The organism is Flagellimonas sp. B-3, from assembly GCF_056857835.1.
Genome location: NZ_JBSXNW010000024.1, coordinates 418726 through 435131 on the forward strand (window position 1 = coordinate 418726; position 16406 = coordinate 435131).

At 41.2% G+C, this 16406-nt stretch carries 17 protein-coding genes; 10 read left to right on the forward strand and 7 right to left on the reverse strand.

The window, feature by feature from the left end; genetic code table 11:
• Positions 1-5 precede the first annotated feature (5 nt).
• The gene (locus AC13CS_RS14390) at positions 6-449 is read right to left on the reverse strand and encodes a DinB family protein (protein ID WP_293166614.1); all 444 of its coding nucleotides are present in this window, start codon (positions 447-449) and stop codon (positions 6-8) included.
• A gap of 23 nt (positions 450-472) precedes the next feature.
• Positions 473-1468, reverse strand: coding sequence for a sugar phosphate isomerase/epimerase family protein (locus tag AC13CS_RS14395; protein ID WP_293166612.1), 996 nt, complete (start codon positions 1466-1468; stop codon positions 473-475).
• 136 nt (positions 1469-1604) lie between these two features.
• Here AC13CS_RS14395 and AC13CS_RS14400 point away from each other — a divergent pair, with 136 nt between their 5' ends.
• The 4 genes from AC13CS_RS14400 (at position 1605) to AC13CS_RS14415 (ending at position 7811) form a co-directional block, all read left to right on the forward strand.
• Positions 1605-3323 carry a GMC family oxidoreductase gene (locus AC13CS_RS14400; RefSeq protein WP_293166610.1) on the forward strand — a complete coding sequence of 573 codons (1719 nt, stop codon included), beginning with the start codon at positions 1605-1607 and terminating at the stop codon, positions 3321-3323.
• Positions 3323-3976 carry a gluconate 2-dehydrogenase subunit 3 family protein gene (locus tag AC13CS_RS14405; RefSeq protein ID WP_293166608.1) on the forward strand — a complete coding sequence of 218 codons (654 nt, stop codon included), beginning with the start codon at positions 3323-3325 and terminating at the stop codon, positions 3974-3976. The genes AC13CS_RS14400 and AC13CS_RS14405 overlap by 1 nt, the downstream gene beginning before the upstream one ends.
• A 1117-nt stretch (positions 3977-5093) precedes the next feature.
• The gene (locus AC13CS_RS14410) at positions 5094-5828 is read left to right on the forward strand and encodes a LytR/AlgR family response regulator transcription factor (protein ID WP_293166606.1); all 735 of its coding nucleotides are present in this window, start codon (positions 5094-5096) and stop codon (positions 5826-5828) included.
• A 15-nt stretch (positions 5829-5843) separates the two neighbouring features.
• Positions 5844-7811 carry a tetratricopeptide repeat-containing sensor histidine kinase gene (locus AC13CS_RS14415; RefSeq protein WP_482888849.1) on the forward strand — a complete coding sequence of 656 codons (1968 nt, stop codon included), beginning with the start codon at positions 5844-5846 and terminating at the stop codon, positions 7809-7811.
• Here the strand turns inward: AC13CS_RS14415 and AC13CS_RS14420 are convergent.
• The gene (locus tag AC13CS_RS14420) at positions 7804-8373 is read right to left on the reverse strand and encodes a DUF3109 family protein (RefSeq protein ID WP_293166602.1); all 570 of its coding nucleotides are present in this window, start codon (positions 8371-8373) and stop codon (positions 7804-7806) included. The genes AC13CS_RS14415 and AC13CS_RS14420 overlap by 8 nt on opposite strands.
• A gap of 123 nt (positions 8374-8496) precedes the next feature.
• Here AC13CS_RS14420 and AC13CS_RS14425 point away from each other — a divergent pair, with 123 nt between their 5' ends.
• Positions 8497-9081, forward strand: coding sequence for a MarC family protein (locus tag AC13CS_RS14425; protein ID WP_293166600.1), 585 nt, complete (start codon positions 8497-8499; stop codon positions 9079-9081).
• A gap of 9 nt (positions 9082-9090) precedes the next feature.
• Positions 9091-9291 carry a hypothetical protein gene (locus AC13CS_RS14430; protein ID WP_293166598.1) on the forward strand — a complete coding sequence of 67 codons (201 nt, stop codon included), beginning with the start codon at positions 9091-9093 and terminating at the stop codon, positions 9289-9291.
• 215 nt (positions 9292-9506) lie between these two features.
• Here AC13CS_RS14430 and AC13CS_RS14435 read toward each other — a convergent pair whose 3' ends face one another.
• From AC13CS_RS14435 to AC13CS_RS14445, 3 genes are all read right to left on the reverse strand, one after another.
• Complete coding sequence (locus AC13CS_RS14435; RefSeq protein ID WP_293166596.1) at positions 9507-11135, reverse strand: S41 family peptidase; 1629 nt, start codon at positions 11133-11135, stop codon at positions 9507-9509.
• Between the two features lie 15 nt (positions 11136-11150).
• Positions 11151-11588, reverse strand: a complete 438-nt coding sequence (locus AC13CS_RS14440) for a deoxycytidylate deaminase (protein ID WP_293166594.1) — start codon at positions 11586-11588, stop codon at positions 11151-11153.
• 85 nt (positions 11589-11673) lie between these two features.
• Positions 11674-12258, reverse strand: a complete 585-nt coding sequence (locus tag AC13CS_RS14445; RefSeq protein ID WP_293166592.1) for a HupE/UreJ family protein — start codon at positions 12256-12258, stop codon at positions 11674-11676.
• Between the two features lie 155 nt (positions 12259-12413).
• Between AC13CS_RS14445 and AC13CS_RS14450 the strand changes: the two genes are divergently transcribed.
• Entirely contained in the window at positions 12414-13607 is a 1194-nt protein-coding gene (locus AC13CS_RS14450; RefSeq protein ID WP_313790346.1) for a PepSY-associated TM helix domain-containing protein, read from the forward strand.
• Here AC13CS_RS14450 and AC13CS_RS14455 read toward each other — a convergent pair.
• Positions 13604-14341 carry a TerB family tellurite resistance protein gene (locus AC13CS_RS14455; RefSeq protein ID WP_293166590.1) on the reverse strand — a complete coding sequence of 246 codons (738 nt, stop codon included), beginning with the start codon at positions 14339-14341 and terminating at the stop codon, positions 13604-13606. The genes AC13CS_RS14450 and AC13CS_RS14455 overlap by 4 nt on opposite strands.
• A 122-nt stretch (positions 14342-14463) precedes the next feature.
• Between AC13CS_RS14455 and AC13CS_RS14460 the strand changes: the two genes are divergently transcribed.
• From AC13CS_RS14460 to AC13CS_RS14470, 3 genes are all read left to right on the forward strand, one after another.
• Positions 14464-14874 (forward strand): BrxA/BrxB family bacilliredoxin, encoded by a 411-nt coding sequence (locus AC13CS_RS14460; RefSeq protein ID WP_293166588.1) that lies wholly within the window; start codon positions 14464-14466, stop codon positions 14872-14874.
• 79 nt (positions 14875-14953) lie between these two features.
• A complete protein-coding gene (locus AC13CS_RS14465; protein ID WP_293166586.1) occupies positions 14954-15688 on the forward strand; it encodes a lysophospholipid acyltransferase family protein in 735 nt (244 codons plus the stop codon).
• Positions 15688-16347, forward strand: a complete 660-nt coding sequence (locus AC13CS_RS14470; protein WP_293167261.1) for an HD domain-containing protein — start codon at positions 15688-15690, stop codon at positions 16345-16347. Before AC13CS_RS14465 ends, AC13CS_RS14470 begins: the two co-directional genes overlap by 1 nt.
• Positions 16348-16406 lie beyond the last annotated feature (59 nt).

Sequence of the window (16406 nt, forward strand, 5' to 3'; positions counted from 1 at the left end):
GCTTGTTATCGTTTGTAATGTACGTAATCCAAAGGTTCTGGCGCTATTCCAGAATTTCTCATTTCCATCATAATTTGCCCACGATGGTGCGTGGAATGGTTAATAATATGAAAAAGAATATCCTTTATGTCATTGGAAAAACTTCTTCCTTGACTGTTCTCGTACTCCACCCGTTTTTCAAAAGTATCCGTATTGGAAACAATTTCAAAAGAGGTGCGCTGGTTTTCGTAATGGATATCTTCCCACTTGCTCAATTCGTGCTCGTCCCAAACACCGAATTCGGTTGGGATTCCCAACATGCGATGGTTCCAGATATGGTGCGCATTGAGTATATGGCTAAAAAGTCTAATGCAGTTGTCCGGAACCTGGCCCGGACCACTGCATTGTTCAATTATTTTTTTGTTACAATAAAAATTGTAATCGAAGAGTTGTTGCAAAAATCCCTTCATCTACCCATTCATATTAATTTGGTCTACTCCAATACTTTTTCCAAAAGTGCCTTGGTTGCCAAAATTCCTTCTTCTTCACTAAGTTCGGAGCCTTCATATTCCACCCCCACAAAACCCTCGTATCCGGATTCTAGAACAATGTCCATAATTCTTGGATAATCCACTCTTGTTTCATACCCCTCCTCATCAAAACTATAGGATTTGGCACTAACGCCCTTGGCGTAGGGCATTAACTCCTTTGTTCCTTTATAGCGGTCATATTCTTCCAAACATTTGGACGAATAGTAATCGCCTGCTTCTCTTTTGATGCAGAAATTGCCAAAATCGGGCAATGTTCCACAATTGTCCATGCCTACTTTTTCCATGACCTCCGCCAATAGTTGTGCATTGGAAGATGGTCCTCCGTGGTTTTCAACAATAATATTGATGTTTTTGTCCTTGGCATAAGTGGCCAGTTGCGTAAGCCCTGCAACAGAGGCCGGCATCCAAACTTCCGGGTCCATGCTCCCGTTCAGGTTTACACGGATGGAACTGCAGCCCAAAGCTGCGGCGGCATCTACCCACTTGTAATGGTTTTCAACGGCTTTTGTTCTTTCGGCCTCATCAGGAACGGCTATATCTCCTTGACCATCTACCATGATCAAAACATTCGTTAAGCCATATTTTTCACTTTCGGCCTTGCTTTTTTCCACCCAGTTGTTCATGGCCTCTTCCGAAAAATTAGCGGCCTGTAGCTCCTTATAATAAAGGGCGCTCACATATTCGAGACCTTCAAAGCCCCATTCACTTGCTTTTTCTGCAAAAGTGTAAGGGTCTACACCCTCTTCAAGAATCATTTTATGGATTGACCATTGTGCCAAAGAAAGTTTTAAATCCGGTTTGGATTCTTCAACGGCTACTTCTGTTGCAGTTTCTTCGGCCGATTCCTTTTTTGAATTCTGTTTACAGGAATAAAATCCTAAAAATGCCACCATAATCAAGGTAACAATACTTTTCTGTGCTAAATTACTTCTGTTCATATTTTTACGTTAGTTAATTTCGTTCGGAATCCAAAAACTACAACGTTATAGTGCTGAATTCTCAATAAACATAGGGATTAAATGTAGAAAATTAATTTAATAATTAATACATTTAGCAAATAAACAATCCGAATAAATGAGTAAATTTTATTACAATCAGGAGCAGGAATCCTATGATGCCATCGTGGTAGGTACGGGTATCAGCGGTGGTTGGGCTGCCAAAGAATTGTGCGAAAACGGCCTGAAGACCTTGGTCTTGGAACGTGGGCCCATGGTAAAGCACCGTGAAGATTACCCAACAGCCGATAAGGATCCTTGGGATTTCCCCCATGCGGGAACAGCAACCCGAGAAGACATTAAAAAGCAGGAGAAACAATCCAGAACAGGGTACACAACTGGAGCAGCATCCAAACATTGGTTTGTAAATGACCTGGACCACCCATACAACGAGACCAAGCGGTTCGATTGGATGCGTGGATACCATGTTGGTGGACGTTCCATTATGTGGGGACGGCACAGTTACCGTTGGAGCGACATCGACTTTACCGCAAACAAAAATGAAGGTATTGCGGTTGATTGGCCCGTACGTTACAAAGACATAGCTCCTTGGTACGATAAAGTGGAAAGCTACATTGGTGTGTCCGGTGAAAATTTAGGTTTGCCGCAGCTACCAGATGGAAAGTTCGAACCCATGATGGAGCTTAACTGTGTGGAAGACCATGTTAGGGGAAAAGTTGCAGAACATTTTAATGGCCGTGTAATTACTGCAGGTAGGGTGGCACACATTAATAGCGACAAGCAATTTGAAGGCGATGGCCGTGTTCGTTGCCAATTTAGAAACCGTTGTATTAGAGGATGTCCTTTCGGAGCATACTTTAGTAGTGTTTCTTCCACATTGCCCGCTGCCGAAGCAACAGGAAACATGACGCTAAGACCGGATTCCATTGTTCATGAAGTAATTTATGACCCTAACACCAAAAAGGCTACAGGAGTTAAGGTCATCGATAGGGAAACCAAAGAGGAATTCGAATTCAAGGCCAAAGTAATTTTCCTTTGCGCTTCTGCAGTAGCATCAACTTCTATTTTAATGCAGTCCAAATCCGATAGGTTCCCCAATGGTTTGGGCAACGATTCAGGAGAATTGGGCCATAACATTATGGACCACCATTTCTTGGTCGGCGCATCGGGTAAATTTGAAGGATACGAAGACAAGTATTATAAAGGAAGAAAACCCAATGGTACGTATATTCCAAGGTTTAGGAACCTCGGCGGGGATTCCAATATGAAAGATTTTGTTAGGGGCTATGGCTACCAAGGAGGTGCCAGTAGAGGCAATTATGAAGAAATGATCGCCGAGGCTTCTTTTGGTAAAGACTATAAGGATGCCGTACTTACACCCGGAGGTTGGACCATGAACATGCTTGCCTTTGGAGAAATTCTTCCATACCACGACAATAAGATGACCTTGGATTACGACAAAAAAGATCAGTGGGGCCTACCTACCGTTACTTTTGATGCGGAAATCAGACAAAACGAACTGAATATGCGTAAAGATATGCAGGATCAGGCCGTTCAAATGTTGGAAAAGTCAGGAGCCAAGGACATTACTCCTTACGATAGACCTTACGCTCTAGGACTTGGCATACACGAAATGGGAACAGCACGTATGGGCCGTGACCCAAAAACATCCGTGGTAAACGGACACAACCAAGTGCATGGATGTAAGAACGTATATGTAACCGATGGTGCCTTTATGACCTCTGCAAGCTGCGTTAACCCATCGTTGACCTACATGGCATTTACTGCAAGGGCCGCCAACCATGCTGCCCAAGAACTTAAAAAAGGAAATATATAATGGAAAGAAGATCAGCACTTAAAAATATGGGATTGGCCTTCGGTTATGCAGTGGCCACACCAACATTGTTCTCTTTGCTTCAGAGCTGCAAGAACAAGCCGGCCTACGCCGAATGGACACCCAGTTTCCTAAATAAAGAACAAGGATACGCCATGGCACAGACCTTGGACGTAATCCTTCCCAAAACGGACACTCCGTCAGCAACCGAGATGAACGTGCACGTTTTTATAGATGCATACCTGGATGAAGTGATGCCTTTGGACCAAAGAGACTTTGTAGTTATGAAAATGAACAAATTCTATGATAAGGTCCTTGCAGACTCCGGTAAGGAAAGCCTAATGGACATTGAGCCTGCTGATATTGAACCAGCATTGCAAATGTATCTTAAAAAACGTACCGACGAAGAAGAAGAGGCACATTCCGAAGCCATTATGAACTACATGGAGGCCATTTTGCAAGGAGGCGAAGCCAGCTTGGATGATGATATTGCCCGTTTTTCGTTTGCCAATGATTTAAGGGATTTGGCCACATGGGCCTATAAATCATCAGAATATATTGGTGAAGAAGTATTGGCCTATTTGCCAATACCCGGCGAGTATGTTCCTTGTGGAGACCTCAACACCCTGACCAGCGGCAAAGCATGGTCACTCTAAGGTTTACCGAGCTATAAAATCAAAAGCCTCCAAATTGGAGGCTTTTTTTATACTTTCTTTAAAAAAATACCTCGGAACGTTCTAATGTGGGGTGAACTTGTCCGAGGTATTAAATCAATAAACACTATCACACGTACTGTTTTTCAGTACAAATTAATGTACACCAGAGAGCATAAAATTTGGGATGCTTAATGTACAGTAAGTTTTTTGCATCATTCAAAATCAGCTTAAATGTTATCGCAACGGATACCACGTAAAAAGTTGAAACTTGAAGTTTGCGATGGCAAAGATTTAAAAACGCAATGAATTTTTAAAGGTCTCCTTTGCAAAACAGGCACAAAGTTTTTAACATAAAATGTTGAAAATCTAGGTTTGAGAGTCGAAATTCTCGGAAAGATGGGAATAAGCTTACACCAAATAAAAAAGACCAAGAAGCAATATTGTTTACTTACTTGGTCTCGCTTTTATGATGAACCAGCCAATGGCCAAATATTACCAAAGAGTACGGCCTCTTCAATCATGGCCTTCACAAACCTTTATTCGTCCTAGGTAGTTCCCCCGAAACCTAAAATCAAATTTAGATTTTGACCTAATTGAAGATTAATTGTGCAAGCGGTTTATACAATCAAGAGATTGGTTGCTGTGGCCGTACAATTATTTGGTAATACAAAATTTTTAAGAGCAACTGTTGGTCACAAGCTTATTTTATTTCTTTACAACTACCTTGTTCCAACTAGAATTTAATCCGGTATCTTTCTTATCTAACACCGCCGCAAAAATCAGAACCATTATTAAAATCAGAAACAATACTGCACATTTTCTCATTTCCAAAACTTTATAAACTGTCTTTCAATTTTTGACAAGCCGAATATAAATAACAATCCCCCATAAGTATAGGGTCTATGTATAAACTGTTCCTTTTTATGTATAATTGGTTTACACGGTTTTCTGATTGCGTTTGTTTTCCTCTTGCAGTTCTTTTGCGGTGTACCAAAAAAGACAGTTTTTCCCTTGATTTATCTTTTTATACCAGTTATACGTGCTAAATATCCATTAACACATAATTTTATTACTATGTAAAGAATAATTCTAAATTTGATATAACCTATTCTGTATTATGCTAGAAGCTGTAATAGTTGATGACGAAATAAAAGCCCTGCAAAGTTTAAGTTGGGAACTGACCAACTTGAGCGATGAGGTGGATATTATTGCATCTTTTACCGATGCCCGCGAGGCCTTGGATTATTTGGAACAAAATACGCCCGATTGCCTGTTCTTGGACATTGAGATGCCCGCCATGGACGGGTTTCAGTTTATTAAAAACCTAAAGAACAAGAATTTCCCGGTCGTTATTACTACAGCCTACAACCAATATGCGCTGCAAGCCTTAAAGAATGAGGCCATCGATTATCTTTTAAAGCCCATTGACTCCGATGATCTTGAAGAAACCATTGCCAAGATAAAAAAGTTCAACTCCAAGAACTTGAGCATTGATCGGTTGGAGAAAATTTTGCTCAACTTCAATGCGGAATCACAGAACAAAAAAATAACCATCAACACCGATGGCAAACTGGTTTTCTTGAACAGTGACGACATCCTGTATGCTGAATCGGATGGCAACTACAGTACCATTTTCTTGACGGATGGTCAAAAAATATTACTTACCAAAAAACTAAAAGAAGTAAACACACTTTTACCCCAGAGCATCTTCTTTAGAATACACAATTCGTACATTATCAATCTCAATAAAATAAAAGAGTTCCTCAAAACCGATGGTTATGTGGTTTTGGAATCCAATCATAAAATTCCTGTTTCCCGGCAAAAAAAATCCGACTTTTTGGATATGCTTTAATCCCACAATGTTCCCGTGCCTATCGTAAAGCTCCAATACTTTGAAAATCTATATCGGCCGCAAAGAACTACTTTGCTGATTCTATTATTGTTTTCGTTTTTTGGTTCCTTGATCGCCCAGGAAATCCCAAATGAATTTAAGGAAAAGGCCGAAACACTCGTCCAACTTCAGCCCAAAACGTATGAAGCCCTCGACAAAGAATTGCATTCAGAAAAAAGGGACACCTCGTTGTTAAGATATTTTGCCAATTTAAGCAAAGAGTATAATTATTTGGTAGGCAGAGCCTATGCCCTGAACCAATTGGGCATGAAATACAGAAATATTTCCCAATACGAAAAGGCGGTGACTCTCCATGAACAGGCCCTGTCAGCCTCCGAGGAGGCCAACAACACCGACTTTAGAATCCTTAGCCTTAATATGTTAGGAGTGGTGTACAGACGTACCGATGCCATTAAAACAGCCTTGGACTACAACCAAAAGGCCTTGGAATTGGCAGAGCAGGTTGAAAACCCCTCGAACCATATAAAAAGAAGCATCAATGTTGCGCTGAACGGCATAGGGAACCTGTACCAAACCTTGGAACAGTATGATTTGGCGATATTACAGTTTCGGAGAGCCCTTAAACTTGAAGAAGAACTTGGCAATAAACTGGGGTTGGCCATCAATCATCAAAATATAGGGCATTGCCTTGAAGAAAAAGGGGATTTGGAAGGTGCCCTGGAAAACTACAGAAAATCACTGGCCTATAATGAAGAGATCGATTCCGATATTGGCCGTTTGATATGCAAGAACAGCTTGGCCCAAATCTATCTTAAACAGGATATGCCCTACTTGGCATTGGTGCTTTTGGAGCCGCTACAAGAAGAGTCAAAAAGAATAGGCGACTTTTCCATAACCTCCCTGGTTTTTATCAATACAGGTTGGGCACAGACAAAATTGGGCAATTACATGGAAGCCGAGAACTTTATTAAAGAAGGTTTGCAAATGGCCCAAAACCGAAACATTCCCAGCAACATTCTGTATGCCTATGAAAAAATGTCGGAACTCCAAAATACCAAGGGCGACTTTAAAAAGGCATACGAGTATTACAAAAAAGCCGACGAATACGACAAACAGATTTCCAGTGCCACCAACTTAAGGTACATGAACGACATTATTGTTAAGTACGAAAATGACAAGAAGAACAACCAAATTGCCGTACTTGCCAAGGAAAATGAGATTGTTCGCCTTAGACTAAAGAAGAACCAAACAACGCTTCTTGTCAGTGCTTTAATTGTTGGACTGATTTTGTCCATTCTCTATATTCTCTATCGCCAATACCAAAGTAAAAACGAAAAAAGGGTACTAACCTTGGAACAACAGATGCTCCGCAGCCAGATGAACCCACACTTTTTGTTCAATTCGTTGAACTCCATTAAGCTCTACATTATAAACAACGAGCAAAAAAATGCCGTCCATTACCTAAACAAGTTTTCAAAACTGGTACGGAAGATTCTAGAGGCGTCATCCCAAAAGGAAATCCCGTTATCGGAGGAACTCGGAACCATGGAGCTTTATATGAACATCGAAAACATTAGGTTTTCCAACGAGATTGATTTTAAGATCGAAGTGGAAAAAGATATCAATATAGACAATATCAAAATTCCATCTTTGACCCTCCAGCCCTTCTTGGAAAACTCCTTGTGGCATGGATTATCACCAAAAGATGGTGAAAAGAAAATACAGATCAATGTTAAGCACAAGGACAGGGGCCATGTAACCATCGAAATTGTGGACAATGGTGTGGGCCGAACCATGGCAGAAGTGAACAAAGAAAACAGGGTACTAAAGAGAAAGTCCTTGGGCATTCGCATTACCAAGGAACGATTGGCCAATTTTGCCAAGGATTATCAAAACAAATTCGATGTGGATATTTTGGACCTGTTTGATGAAAATGGAGACCCGAACGGCACCAAAGTAGTGCTGGATATTCCTACTATCTAACGTTTTCTGCCGCTACTTCCTCCAATTCCCTGTACCAGTCCTCCCCAAATTTTTGGATCAAAGCATCTTTTACAAACTTATAGATCGGAACCTTTAATTCTTCGCCCAAGGCACAGGCAGGGTCACAGATTTCCCATTTATGGTAATTTACCGCCGTAAATTCGGAGTACTCCCTTGTTCTTACCGGGTATAAATAGCACGAAATTGGTTTTTTCCACTTGGTGGCGCCTGCCTCATAAGCGGCTTCGAGGCCACATTTTGCCATGCCATTATCGGAAAAAATAACGTAGGCACACTCGTTGTTGTTTACCAATGGGGTTTCCCATTCGCCATCCTCTCCTTTTACAAAAGAACCATGCTCCTCAATGGCAGCAATACCTTCGGGGCGCAAAAATGGTTTTACATCTTGATAAATATTTACGAGTTTATCGGTTTCGGAATCATCCAAGGGGGCTCCATACTCCCCTCCTACGCAACAAGCTCCTTTACAAGCATTTAGGTTGCACACAAAATCATTTTGCAATATCTCTTCGGATACTATGGTTTTTCCTATCTGGAACATACTAAGCGCTTAACTTTTTGGGCAAAGGTAATTCAAAACCGAAAATTTGATGATTTATAAACATTTTATGTAGTCCAAAAGTGTTTTTTACCCGTAAATTTGCCGTCCGAAAAAAATGATGCGATGAATTTTAACTTTAAGGAGATTGCTACCGCTGGAATGGTATTGTTTGCCGTAATCGATATTTTGGGAAGTATCCCCATTATTTTATCCCTAAGGAGCAAGGTTGGCCATGTGCAGTCGGAAAAGGCTTCCATTGTGGCCACATGTATAATGGTTGCCTTCTTGTTTGTTGGGGAAAGTATTCTCTCTTTGATCGGGATCGATGTAAATTCCTTCGCCGTTGCCGGTGCTTTTATCATATTTTTCTTGGCGATCGAAATGATCTTGGGCATATCGCTTTACAAGGATGATGAGCCGGAAACCGCCTCTATTGTACCTATTGCATTTCCGCTTATCGCAGGTGCTGGTACCTTGACCTCCATTCTGTCACTTAGGGCGGAATATCACGTGGAGAACATTATCGTCGCCATTATTATAAACGTTATCTTTGTATACATCGTGCTTAAGTCCAGTGCAAGAATCGAACGTATTTTGGGCAAAAACGGACTCAATATTATCCGAAAGGTGTTCGGTGTAATTCTTATGGCCATTGCGGTTAAGCTTTTTGCCACCAACATAAACGAGTTACTTACGCACGGTATTTAAACCATTGATATGAACAAGACCTTTGCTATAGTTTTAATTATACTGGCGTTGGGCCTTATTGCCTATAATGTAACCTTGGTAGATTTTGAAAACCCGCTTCAGGGCGATAGCACCATTGCTTTGATCGGGATAGTGGCCTCGCTGTGTGCCATAGTGCTTATGTTGATCTTTATTACTTCCAAAAAGATAGACAAAAAGCTAAAAGACTAAGAGCCTGTTTAGGAATTTGTGATTGGAATTGATATAGGCCTTTTTTGATGCAGTTTGAGACATAATTTTTAAGCATAGCCGCGGCTACGGTTCAAAATTATAACAGGACAGATGAAAAGGTCAACGATTTGACCTTTGAAAGAGTGGCCAGATAGTGCGTTGGCAACAAAAAGGGGCATAACAGAACAATTGAAAACTTCCTAAAAAGGTATAAATCAAGGTTTTACTTCTACAGCACCAATTTGGGATTGATCTATCCTTGCTTTATCCAATGCTTTTACCTTATTGAGCATGGAATCAAAATCTCCCTTGATCTGGGCAGATAGGTTGGGCGAGAACAATTGTTCGGCAATATTGGCCTTTATATACGCCTTTATCTTTTCCTCATGGGCATAGAAATCCAATTTTACCTTTCTATCCAGTACAAATTGTATGAAATTATCGAAAAGGATATCATCTACCTTGAATTCGTCCAAGAATTGGTTTTGGTCATAATCATCGTACATGGTCCTGTCCTTTTCCAAATGTTCAAAAACAAAACGGGCAAAAAACTGATAGGTATCGTCCATGCTCTCTATGGCTTCTTCTTGATTGCTCCCGATAGGAACAAAAACATCGGGGATAATCCCCCCACCACCGTAGACCACTTTGCCCTTTGGGGTTACAAACTTTAAGGAGTCGGCCACTTTAATGCTGTCCGCAGATATCAATTCGCCACTGGTGTAGCGTTCCATAAAGCTTTTGTAATAGTCGTGGTTACCGTTTTTATAGGTTTTTTGAATGGACCGCCCTGTTGGGGTGTAGTATCTGGAAACTGTTAGCCTAACCGCTGAGCCATCGCCCAAGTCCATTTCGCGTTGCACCAAGCCCTTTCCAAAGGAACGCCTACCTACAATAGTACCTATATCGTTATCCTGTAAGGCTCCTGCAATAATTTCACTGGCCGATGCAGAGCGTTCATTAATAAGCACATATACCGGTTTGTTCTCAAAATCCCCTTTTTTGGTGGCGTATGCTTTTTTAATGCGCCCTTTCTTGTTTTTAGTGAAAAGTATCAATTTGTCATCTTCCAAGAACTCGTCGGCCAATTTTTCGGCAATTCCCAAATAACCACCAGGATTATCCCTCAGATCCAAGGTCAGTTTCTCTGCACCTCTTAGTTTTAATTTTCTCAACGCATCTTTGAACTCATCAAAAGTGGATTCGGCAAAACGGTTGATTTTGATGTAACCCATCTCGTTGGTGAGCATGTAATACGCTTCAACACTTCTGATTGGAACACGGTCCCGAACCACGGGAACGTCCATTATTTTGTTTTCGGTTTTTCTAAAAACCTTCAAATTTACCTTTGTACCGATCTTGCCTTTTAAGGTAGAGACCACATCATCGTTGGCTATTCTTCTGCCGTAAAGCGTATCCGTGTCGGCCATCAAAATACGGTCGCCCGGTTTTATTCCACTGATGTAACTCGGTCCATTTTTGATGGTTCTTATTACGGTAATGGTATCCCTATACATGTAAAAACTTACGCCGATACCTGCAAAATCGCCTTTCATGCTTTCGGCCACGTCTTTCATCTCATCTCTTGGAATGTATACGGAGTGTGGGTCCAGTTTGCCCAAGATATTGTTAACGGTGACATCCACAATGCTATCGGTGTCCACATCGTCCACATATTCGTAGTCGATATAGTCAATAAGCCGATTGAGCTTGTCCTTTTTGGAATTGGTGGAGAACAATTTTTCCGGGGAATCGTTAAAATGGAGCTTTCCTCCTATAAAAATGCCTATGGCTACCGCTAGAGCAAGTAAGGTAGGCCAAATATATCCTTTGATCTTTTTCATATAGCAATTATGGTTTTAAACCATTTCTTCCAAAACGGGCAAATGGACGATTTCAACTCCTGCCCTTTCCAGAAATTTAATTCCGGAGTCGTCTTTGTACGCATTCTGGTATACCACACGTTTTATGCCAGCTTGGTGCACGAGCTTGCTACATTCCCTGCATGGCGATAGGGTAATGTAGAGCGTAGCACCTTCGCACGACTGTGTGGATGAGGCAACTTTAAGAATGGCGTTGGCTTCGGCGTGCAGCACATACCATTTGGTATACCCTTCATCGTCCTCGCAAAAATTCTCAAATCCCGTGGGTGTTCCGTTGTACCCATCGGAAATAATCATTCTATCCTTAACGATTATGGCTCCTACTTGCCTTCTTTTACAGTAGGATAGTTTGCCCCATTCTTGGGCCATTCGCAAATAGGCTTTATCGTATTTTTCTTGTTTGCTCGCCTTCATAAATCCAAAAAACGCTGATAATTAATTAAATATACCTGCTTTGACAGACCCAGACAACCTTATTCGATAAATTTTAACTAAGGTCCTATATGGGGAACGTAGCAATAAGCAAGGGTATTGTAATGGCTATGATCAAAATGGATGCAACGGCTATAAAAATGGATCGCTTTACCTTCAATAAGTCCAAAATCACATAGGCAATAATCAAAACCACCAATATGATGATGATTTGAGATAACTCAATTCCCGTAGCAAAACCCAATAAGGGCGTAATCTTATCCTCTTCTTCGGCCATCAACATCTTAAAATAGTTGGAAAAGCCAAAACCGTGGATCAACCCAAAGAAAGCGGTGGCCAAAATGTGAAGAAAAAGACCCACGTCCAAGGCCTCTTTGTAGACATAGGCAAAATTGAAAAGCGCCGTAAGCAAAATGGTAACGGGAATCAAGAATTCGATCAGACCAACATCTACAATGGCAACTTCATAAACGGATAGAGCCAAAGAGGTACAGTGCGCAATGGTGAAAATAGTGGCCAAAATCAATACCCGTTTCCAATGCTTAAAAGTAAACGGGACCGCTAAAGCCGATAAAAACAAGATATGATCATAGGCTCCAAAGTCCAATACATGGTCAAGTCCAAGTTTTATGTAGAACAGAAATTCCTCCATATGCTTTTGCTTTCAAATGTACCAATAATGTACATTCTCAATTGGTGCAAGTTCAATATTATCAGTTTATTTAAAATTAATCCAAATAATAATAGAATTTTTTTACCCAGCTATTATATTTGCGAAAATGTTTATCAAAACCAACTAAACTTTTATTGGTCAACCTAATATTGGAGCTTCTTGCGATTATGGGAAAAAAGAACACATACGGAATCCGAGCTTTTATCAACGATGTGCACCTTTGGTTAGGGCTTGTGAGCGGCATCATTATTTTCTTGGTTTGCCTTAGTGGCACCATTCTAACTTTTGAAAAAGAAATTGAACAATGGTTCAAAAAAGATTTGAAAGTAGAGGCTATGGGGGCGAAAAAATCACTTTCGAGCTTGGTGAACGACCCCAACATTAAAGCAAAAGGGCTCCTTACCTCCATAACTATACCTTCTGATGAAACTTCACCCTATAAATTATCCATTAAAGAAGATCCCAAGCAAAGAAGAGGCTCTACTTATGAAGTGAACCCGTATACCGCCGAAATTTTGGCCCCACAAGAAACGGGAATGGACAAATTTATGTTCAGTATGTTTAAAATGCACCGTTGGTTATTGATGGACATTAAATGGGGAAGACCTATTGTGGGCATTGCAACCATCATTTTTATGATATTGGCCTTATCTGGAATTGTACTTTGGTTCCCTAAAAAAGTAAAATGGAAAACCGTAAAAGCCGGTTTCAAAATCAAGACCAACGCCAATTGGAAGCGCATCAACCACGATTTGCACAACACCTTGGGCTTTTATGCCTGCATTTTGATATTGATCATGGGCATTACCGGGCTGTGTTGGTCCTTTGAGGGGTATCGCGATGGTTTGAGCGCCATTATGGGAACACGGGTGTTCGGAAACCGTGGTGGAGGCACAGATGTTGATTTGGAGCGTTTGGACAACGGCAAATCCATTAACTTGGAAGAAGCCATTGCCCTTGCCAATAAGGAGTTGAACTACGAAGGTGAACTAACGGTGAGTTTGCCCAACGAAAAAAATCCGATCTATGGTTTCCGTAAGATTCCGGACAATTCTTGGTCAACCGTGGCTCAGGACAGACTACAGATCCACGAATCGGGCGAAGTGGTCAGTAAAGAAATATATGCCGACAAACCGCTCAATGTAAAAATTGCTTCGGCCATAAAGCCGATTCACACCGGAACCATTTATGGCGGATTTAGCAAGTGGTTGTATTTCTTGGCCTGCTTGATCGGTACCAGCTTGCCCATTACGGGAACCATCATCTACATCAACAAACTAAAAAAGAAAAGCAAAAGAAGAAAGAAGAATAAATTGGCTACAGCTTAGGAAAGTCCTCTTTCCTTTTGAATGGTCTCATAGGCTTTTTGAACCTCTTTGAACTTTTCCTCAGCCCCATTTCGGATGGCTTCATTTTCGGTGACCACACGATCGGGATGGTACTTTTTGGCCATTTTTCGGTAAGCTTTTTTCACCTCTTCGTCGGTAGCGGTCTTCTCGATTTCCAAAATCTTGTACGAGTTGTCCGTCGATTTGATGAACATCGCCATGATACTTTCAAAATCGTGCTGGTTCACTCGAAAATAACCCGCTATCTCCCTTAATTTTTGAATTTCCGCCTTGCTTACCTGTCCATCGGACTGGGCAATCCCAAATAAAAAGTGAAGCATTTGCAAGCGTACCTCGTATCGGGTGCGCTGTACCATAAAATTGCAGATATGCTGTGCGGATATCTCCCGATTTTTTATAACATCGTTAAACGTCCGGAAAATCGCGTTCGCTTTTTCCTTGCCATAGGTGCTCAAAAAATACTGTCGCACATAATCCAACTCCCTTTGGTTTACCTGCCCATCAGCCTTAATAATTATGGAACAGAGCGAGAGCAGGTTCAATTCAAAATCGGCCGGAGAAACCGATTGCCGGGTAACATTTTCAAATATGGACCTGGGGTTATTTCCAGAACCTCCCATATTATCCAAAAAAGTCCCGACGATAAACCCTAAAATCGCACCCGGAAATCGAAATAAATAATAACCGATAAAGGCGGCTATCCACTTGATCATGTTTCAAAATTTAAACGGCAAAGATAACGGTTTGATAGAGAAACAAAGCTTTAAGCAATGTTAAGGGTGATGAAAAAACGCTAACAATACCGTATCTTTGTACTATAATCAAAAAGAAGTCTATGTATCCAGAAGAATTGGTTAAACCTATGCGCGAAGACTTGGCCAGTGCCGGGTTCGAAGAACTACATACAAGTGAAGCTGTAAATGAGGCCTTAAAAAAGGATGGAACCACCTTGGTAGTGGTAAATTCGGTTTGCGGTTGTGCCGCAGCCAATGCAAGGCCAGCTGCTAAATTGAGCCTGCAAAACAGTAAAACTCCAAATAATTTGGTTACCGTTTTTGCCGGTGTGGATATGGAAGCTGTTGAAACGGCCAGAGACCACATGGTTCCCTTTCCTCCTTCCTCACCAAGTATGGCCTTGTTCAAAAATGGAGAGTTGGTGCACATGATAGAAAGGCACCACATTGAAGGTAGACCTGCCGAACTTATTGCAGAAAACTTGATGGAAGCCTATAACGAGCATTGCTAAAATCTAGGAAATAAAACATGGAATAGCCACCCTAAAGGGTGGTTTTTTTATTTTTACGGCAACCAATAAAAATGTACACGTGCTAAAACTGCTTTCGTATCCCCTAACCGTTGTTTTCTTTCTGCTTTTTGGCCTGGTATTGGTTATTTTCCATCCCATACAGTGGATATGCCTAAAAGTGTTTGGGTACAATGCACATAAAAAAAGTGTTTCCATACTTAATTGGTTCATTATGCGGTGTACCAATGTACTGGGAACACGATACAGTTTCCGGAACAAACAAAACATCCCGACCAATCGTCCACTGATTATAGTGACCAACCACCAAAGTATGTACGATATACCCCCTATTATTTGGTATATGCGAAAGTACCACCCCAAATTTGTGAGCAAAATTGAATTGGGAAAAGGAATACCCAGTGTTTCATACAACTTAAGACATGGTGGTTCTGCCTTGATCGACAGAAAAGACCCGAAACAATCCATCGCCGAGCTTCAAAAGTTGGCCAAGTATATCGAGGCGAACAACCGAAGTGCCGTAATTTTTCCCGAAGGTACCCGAAGCAGGAACGGAGTGCCCAAACCTTTCAGGACCACGGGACTTAAAGTGATGTTGAAAAATGCACCCTCCGCTTTAATCGTTCCCATCAGCATCAATAACTCATGGAAACTATTGCGTTACGGTAAATTTCCTATGGGACTGGGTTCCCATGTTACTTTTGAAGTACATCCGCCCATAGCAAATCAAGGCAAGGCCGATGAACTCATTGTCCAGATAGAAAACCAAATTGTATCGGGAGTTAAAACCAAATGATGAAGGAAGACCAATTGGTGCAAGATACCATCAATTTTGTTAAAGAGGAACTCCAACATGCCGAAGGAGGACACGATTGGTTCCATATTGAACGTGTTTTCAACACCTCAAAATTACTATTGAAATACGAACAGGCAGATGCTTTGGTCGTGCAACTGGCAGCACTGCTTCATGATATTGCCGATCCAAAATTCCACGGTGGGGATGAAAGCATTGGTCCAAAAACCGCGGAAACATTTCTTACATCCAAATCCGTTGATGCGGAGACCATCCATCATGTTGTGAACATCATCAAGCACATGTCCTTTAAGAACAGTCTGGAAACGGAAACAGAAAAATTTACATCCAAAGAGCTTCAAATTGTGCAGGATGCCGATCGTTTGGATGCCATTGGCGCCATTGGGATTGCCAGAGCCTTCAATTACGGAGGTTTTAAAAACAGGGAACTTCACAACCCCACGATTCCGCCCAACCTCAACATGACCAAGGAGGAATACAAAAAATCAAAAGGACCCACAATCAACCATTTTTACGAAAAGCTATTATTGCTCAAGGAGAAAATGAACACGGCAAGCGGAAAAAAACTGGCTGAGGAACGCCATCAATTTATGCTGGACTATCTCAATCATTTTTACAAAGAGTGGAACGGGGATGAATAATCGCTAGGATTACTCTTTCAGTTTTTTGTATCTTGGGATTTCACTTAAATCAAACTAAA

What these genes read in the sequence shown, in the direction of transcription:
- AC13CS_RS14410 (WP_293166606.1), top strand. Translation starts at nt 5,094, where the DNA reads ATGCTAGAAGCTGTAATAGTTGATGACGAAATAAAAGCCCTGCAAAGT.
- AC13CS_RS14470 (WP_293167261.1), top strand. Translation starts at nt 15,688, where the DNA reads ATGAAGGAAGACCAATTGGTGCAAGATACCATCAATTTTGTTAAAGAG.
- AC13CS_RS14460 (WP_293166588.1), top strand. Translation starts at nt 14,464, where the DNA reads ATGTATCCAGAAGAATTGGTTAAACCTATGCGCGAAGACTTGGCCAGT.
- AC13CS_RS14455 (WP_293166590.1), bottom strand. Translation starts at nt 14,341, where the DNA reads ATGATCAAGTGGATAGCCGCCTTTATCGGTTATTATTTATTTCGATTT.
- AC13CS_RS14390 (WP_293166614.1), bottom strand. Translation starts at nt 449, where the DNA reads ATGAAGGGATTTTTGCAACAACTCTTCGATTACAATTTTTATTGTAAC.
- AC13CS_RS14420 (WP_293166602.1), bottom strand. Translation starts at nt 8,373, where the DNA reads ATGTTCCAGATAGGAAAAACCATAGTATCCGAAGAGATATTGCAAAAT.
- AC13CS_RS14400 (WP_293166610.1), top strand. Translation starts at nt 1,605, where the DNA reads ATGAGTAAATTTTATTACAATCAGGAGCAGGAATCCTATGATGCCATC.
- AC13CS_RS14395 (WP_293166612.1), bottom strand. Translation starts at nt 1,468, where the DNA reads ATGAACAGAAGTAATTTAGCACAGAAAAGTATTGTTACCTTGATTATG.
- AC13CS_RS14430 (WP_293166598.1), top strand. Translation starts at nt 9,091, where the DNA reads ATGAACAAGACCTTTGCTATAGTTTTAATTATACTGGCGTTGGGCCTT.
- AC13CS_RS14425 (WP_293166600.1), top strand. Translation starts at nt 8,497, where the DNA reads ATGAATTTTAACTTTAAGGAGATTGCTACCGCTGGAATGGTATTGTTT.
- AC13CS_RS14445 (WP_293166592.1), bottom strand. Translation starts at nt 12,258, where the DNA reads ATGGAGGAATTTCTGTTCTACATAAAACTTGGACTTGACCATGTATTG.
- AC13CS_RS14440 (WP_293166594.1), bottom strand. Translation starts at nt 11,588, where the DNA reads ATGAAGGCGAGCAAACAAGAAAAATACGATAAAGCCTATTTGCGAATG.
- AC13CS_RS14405 (WP_293166608.1), top strand. Translation starts at nt 3,323, where the DNA reads ATGGAAAGAAGATCAGCACTTAAAAATATGGGATTGGCCTTCGGTTAT.
- AC13CS_RS14435 (WP_293166596.1), bottom strand. Translation starts at nt 11,135, where the DNA reads ATGAAAAAGATCAAAGGATATATTTGGCCTACCTTACTTGCTCTAGCG.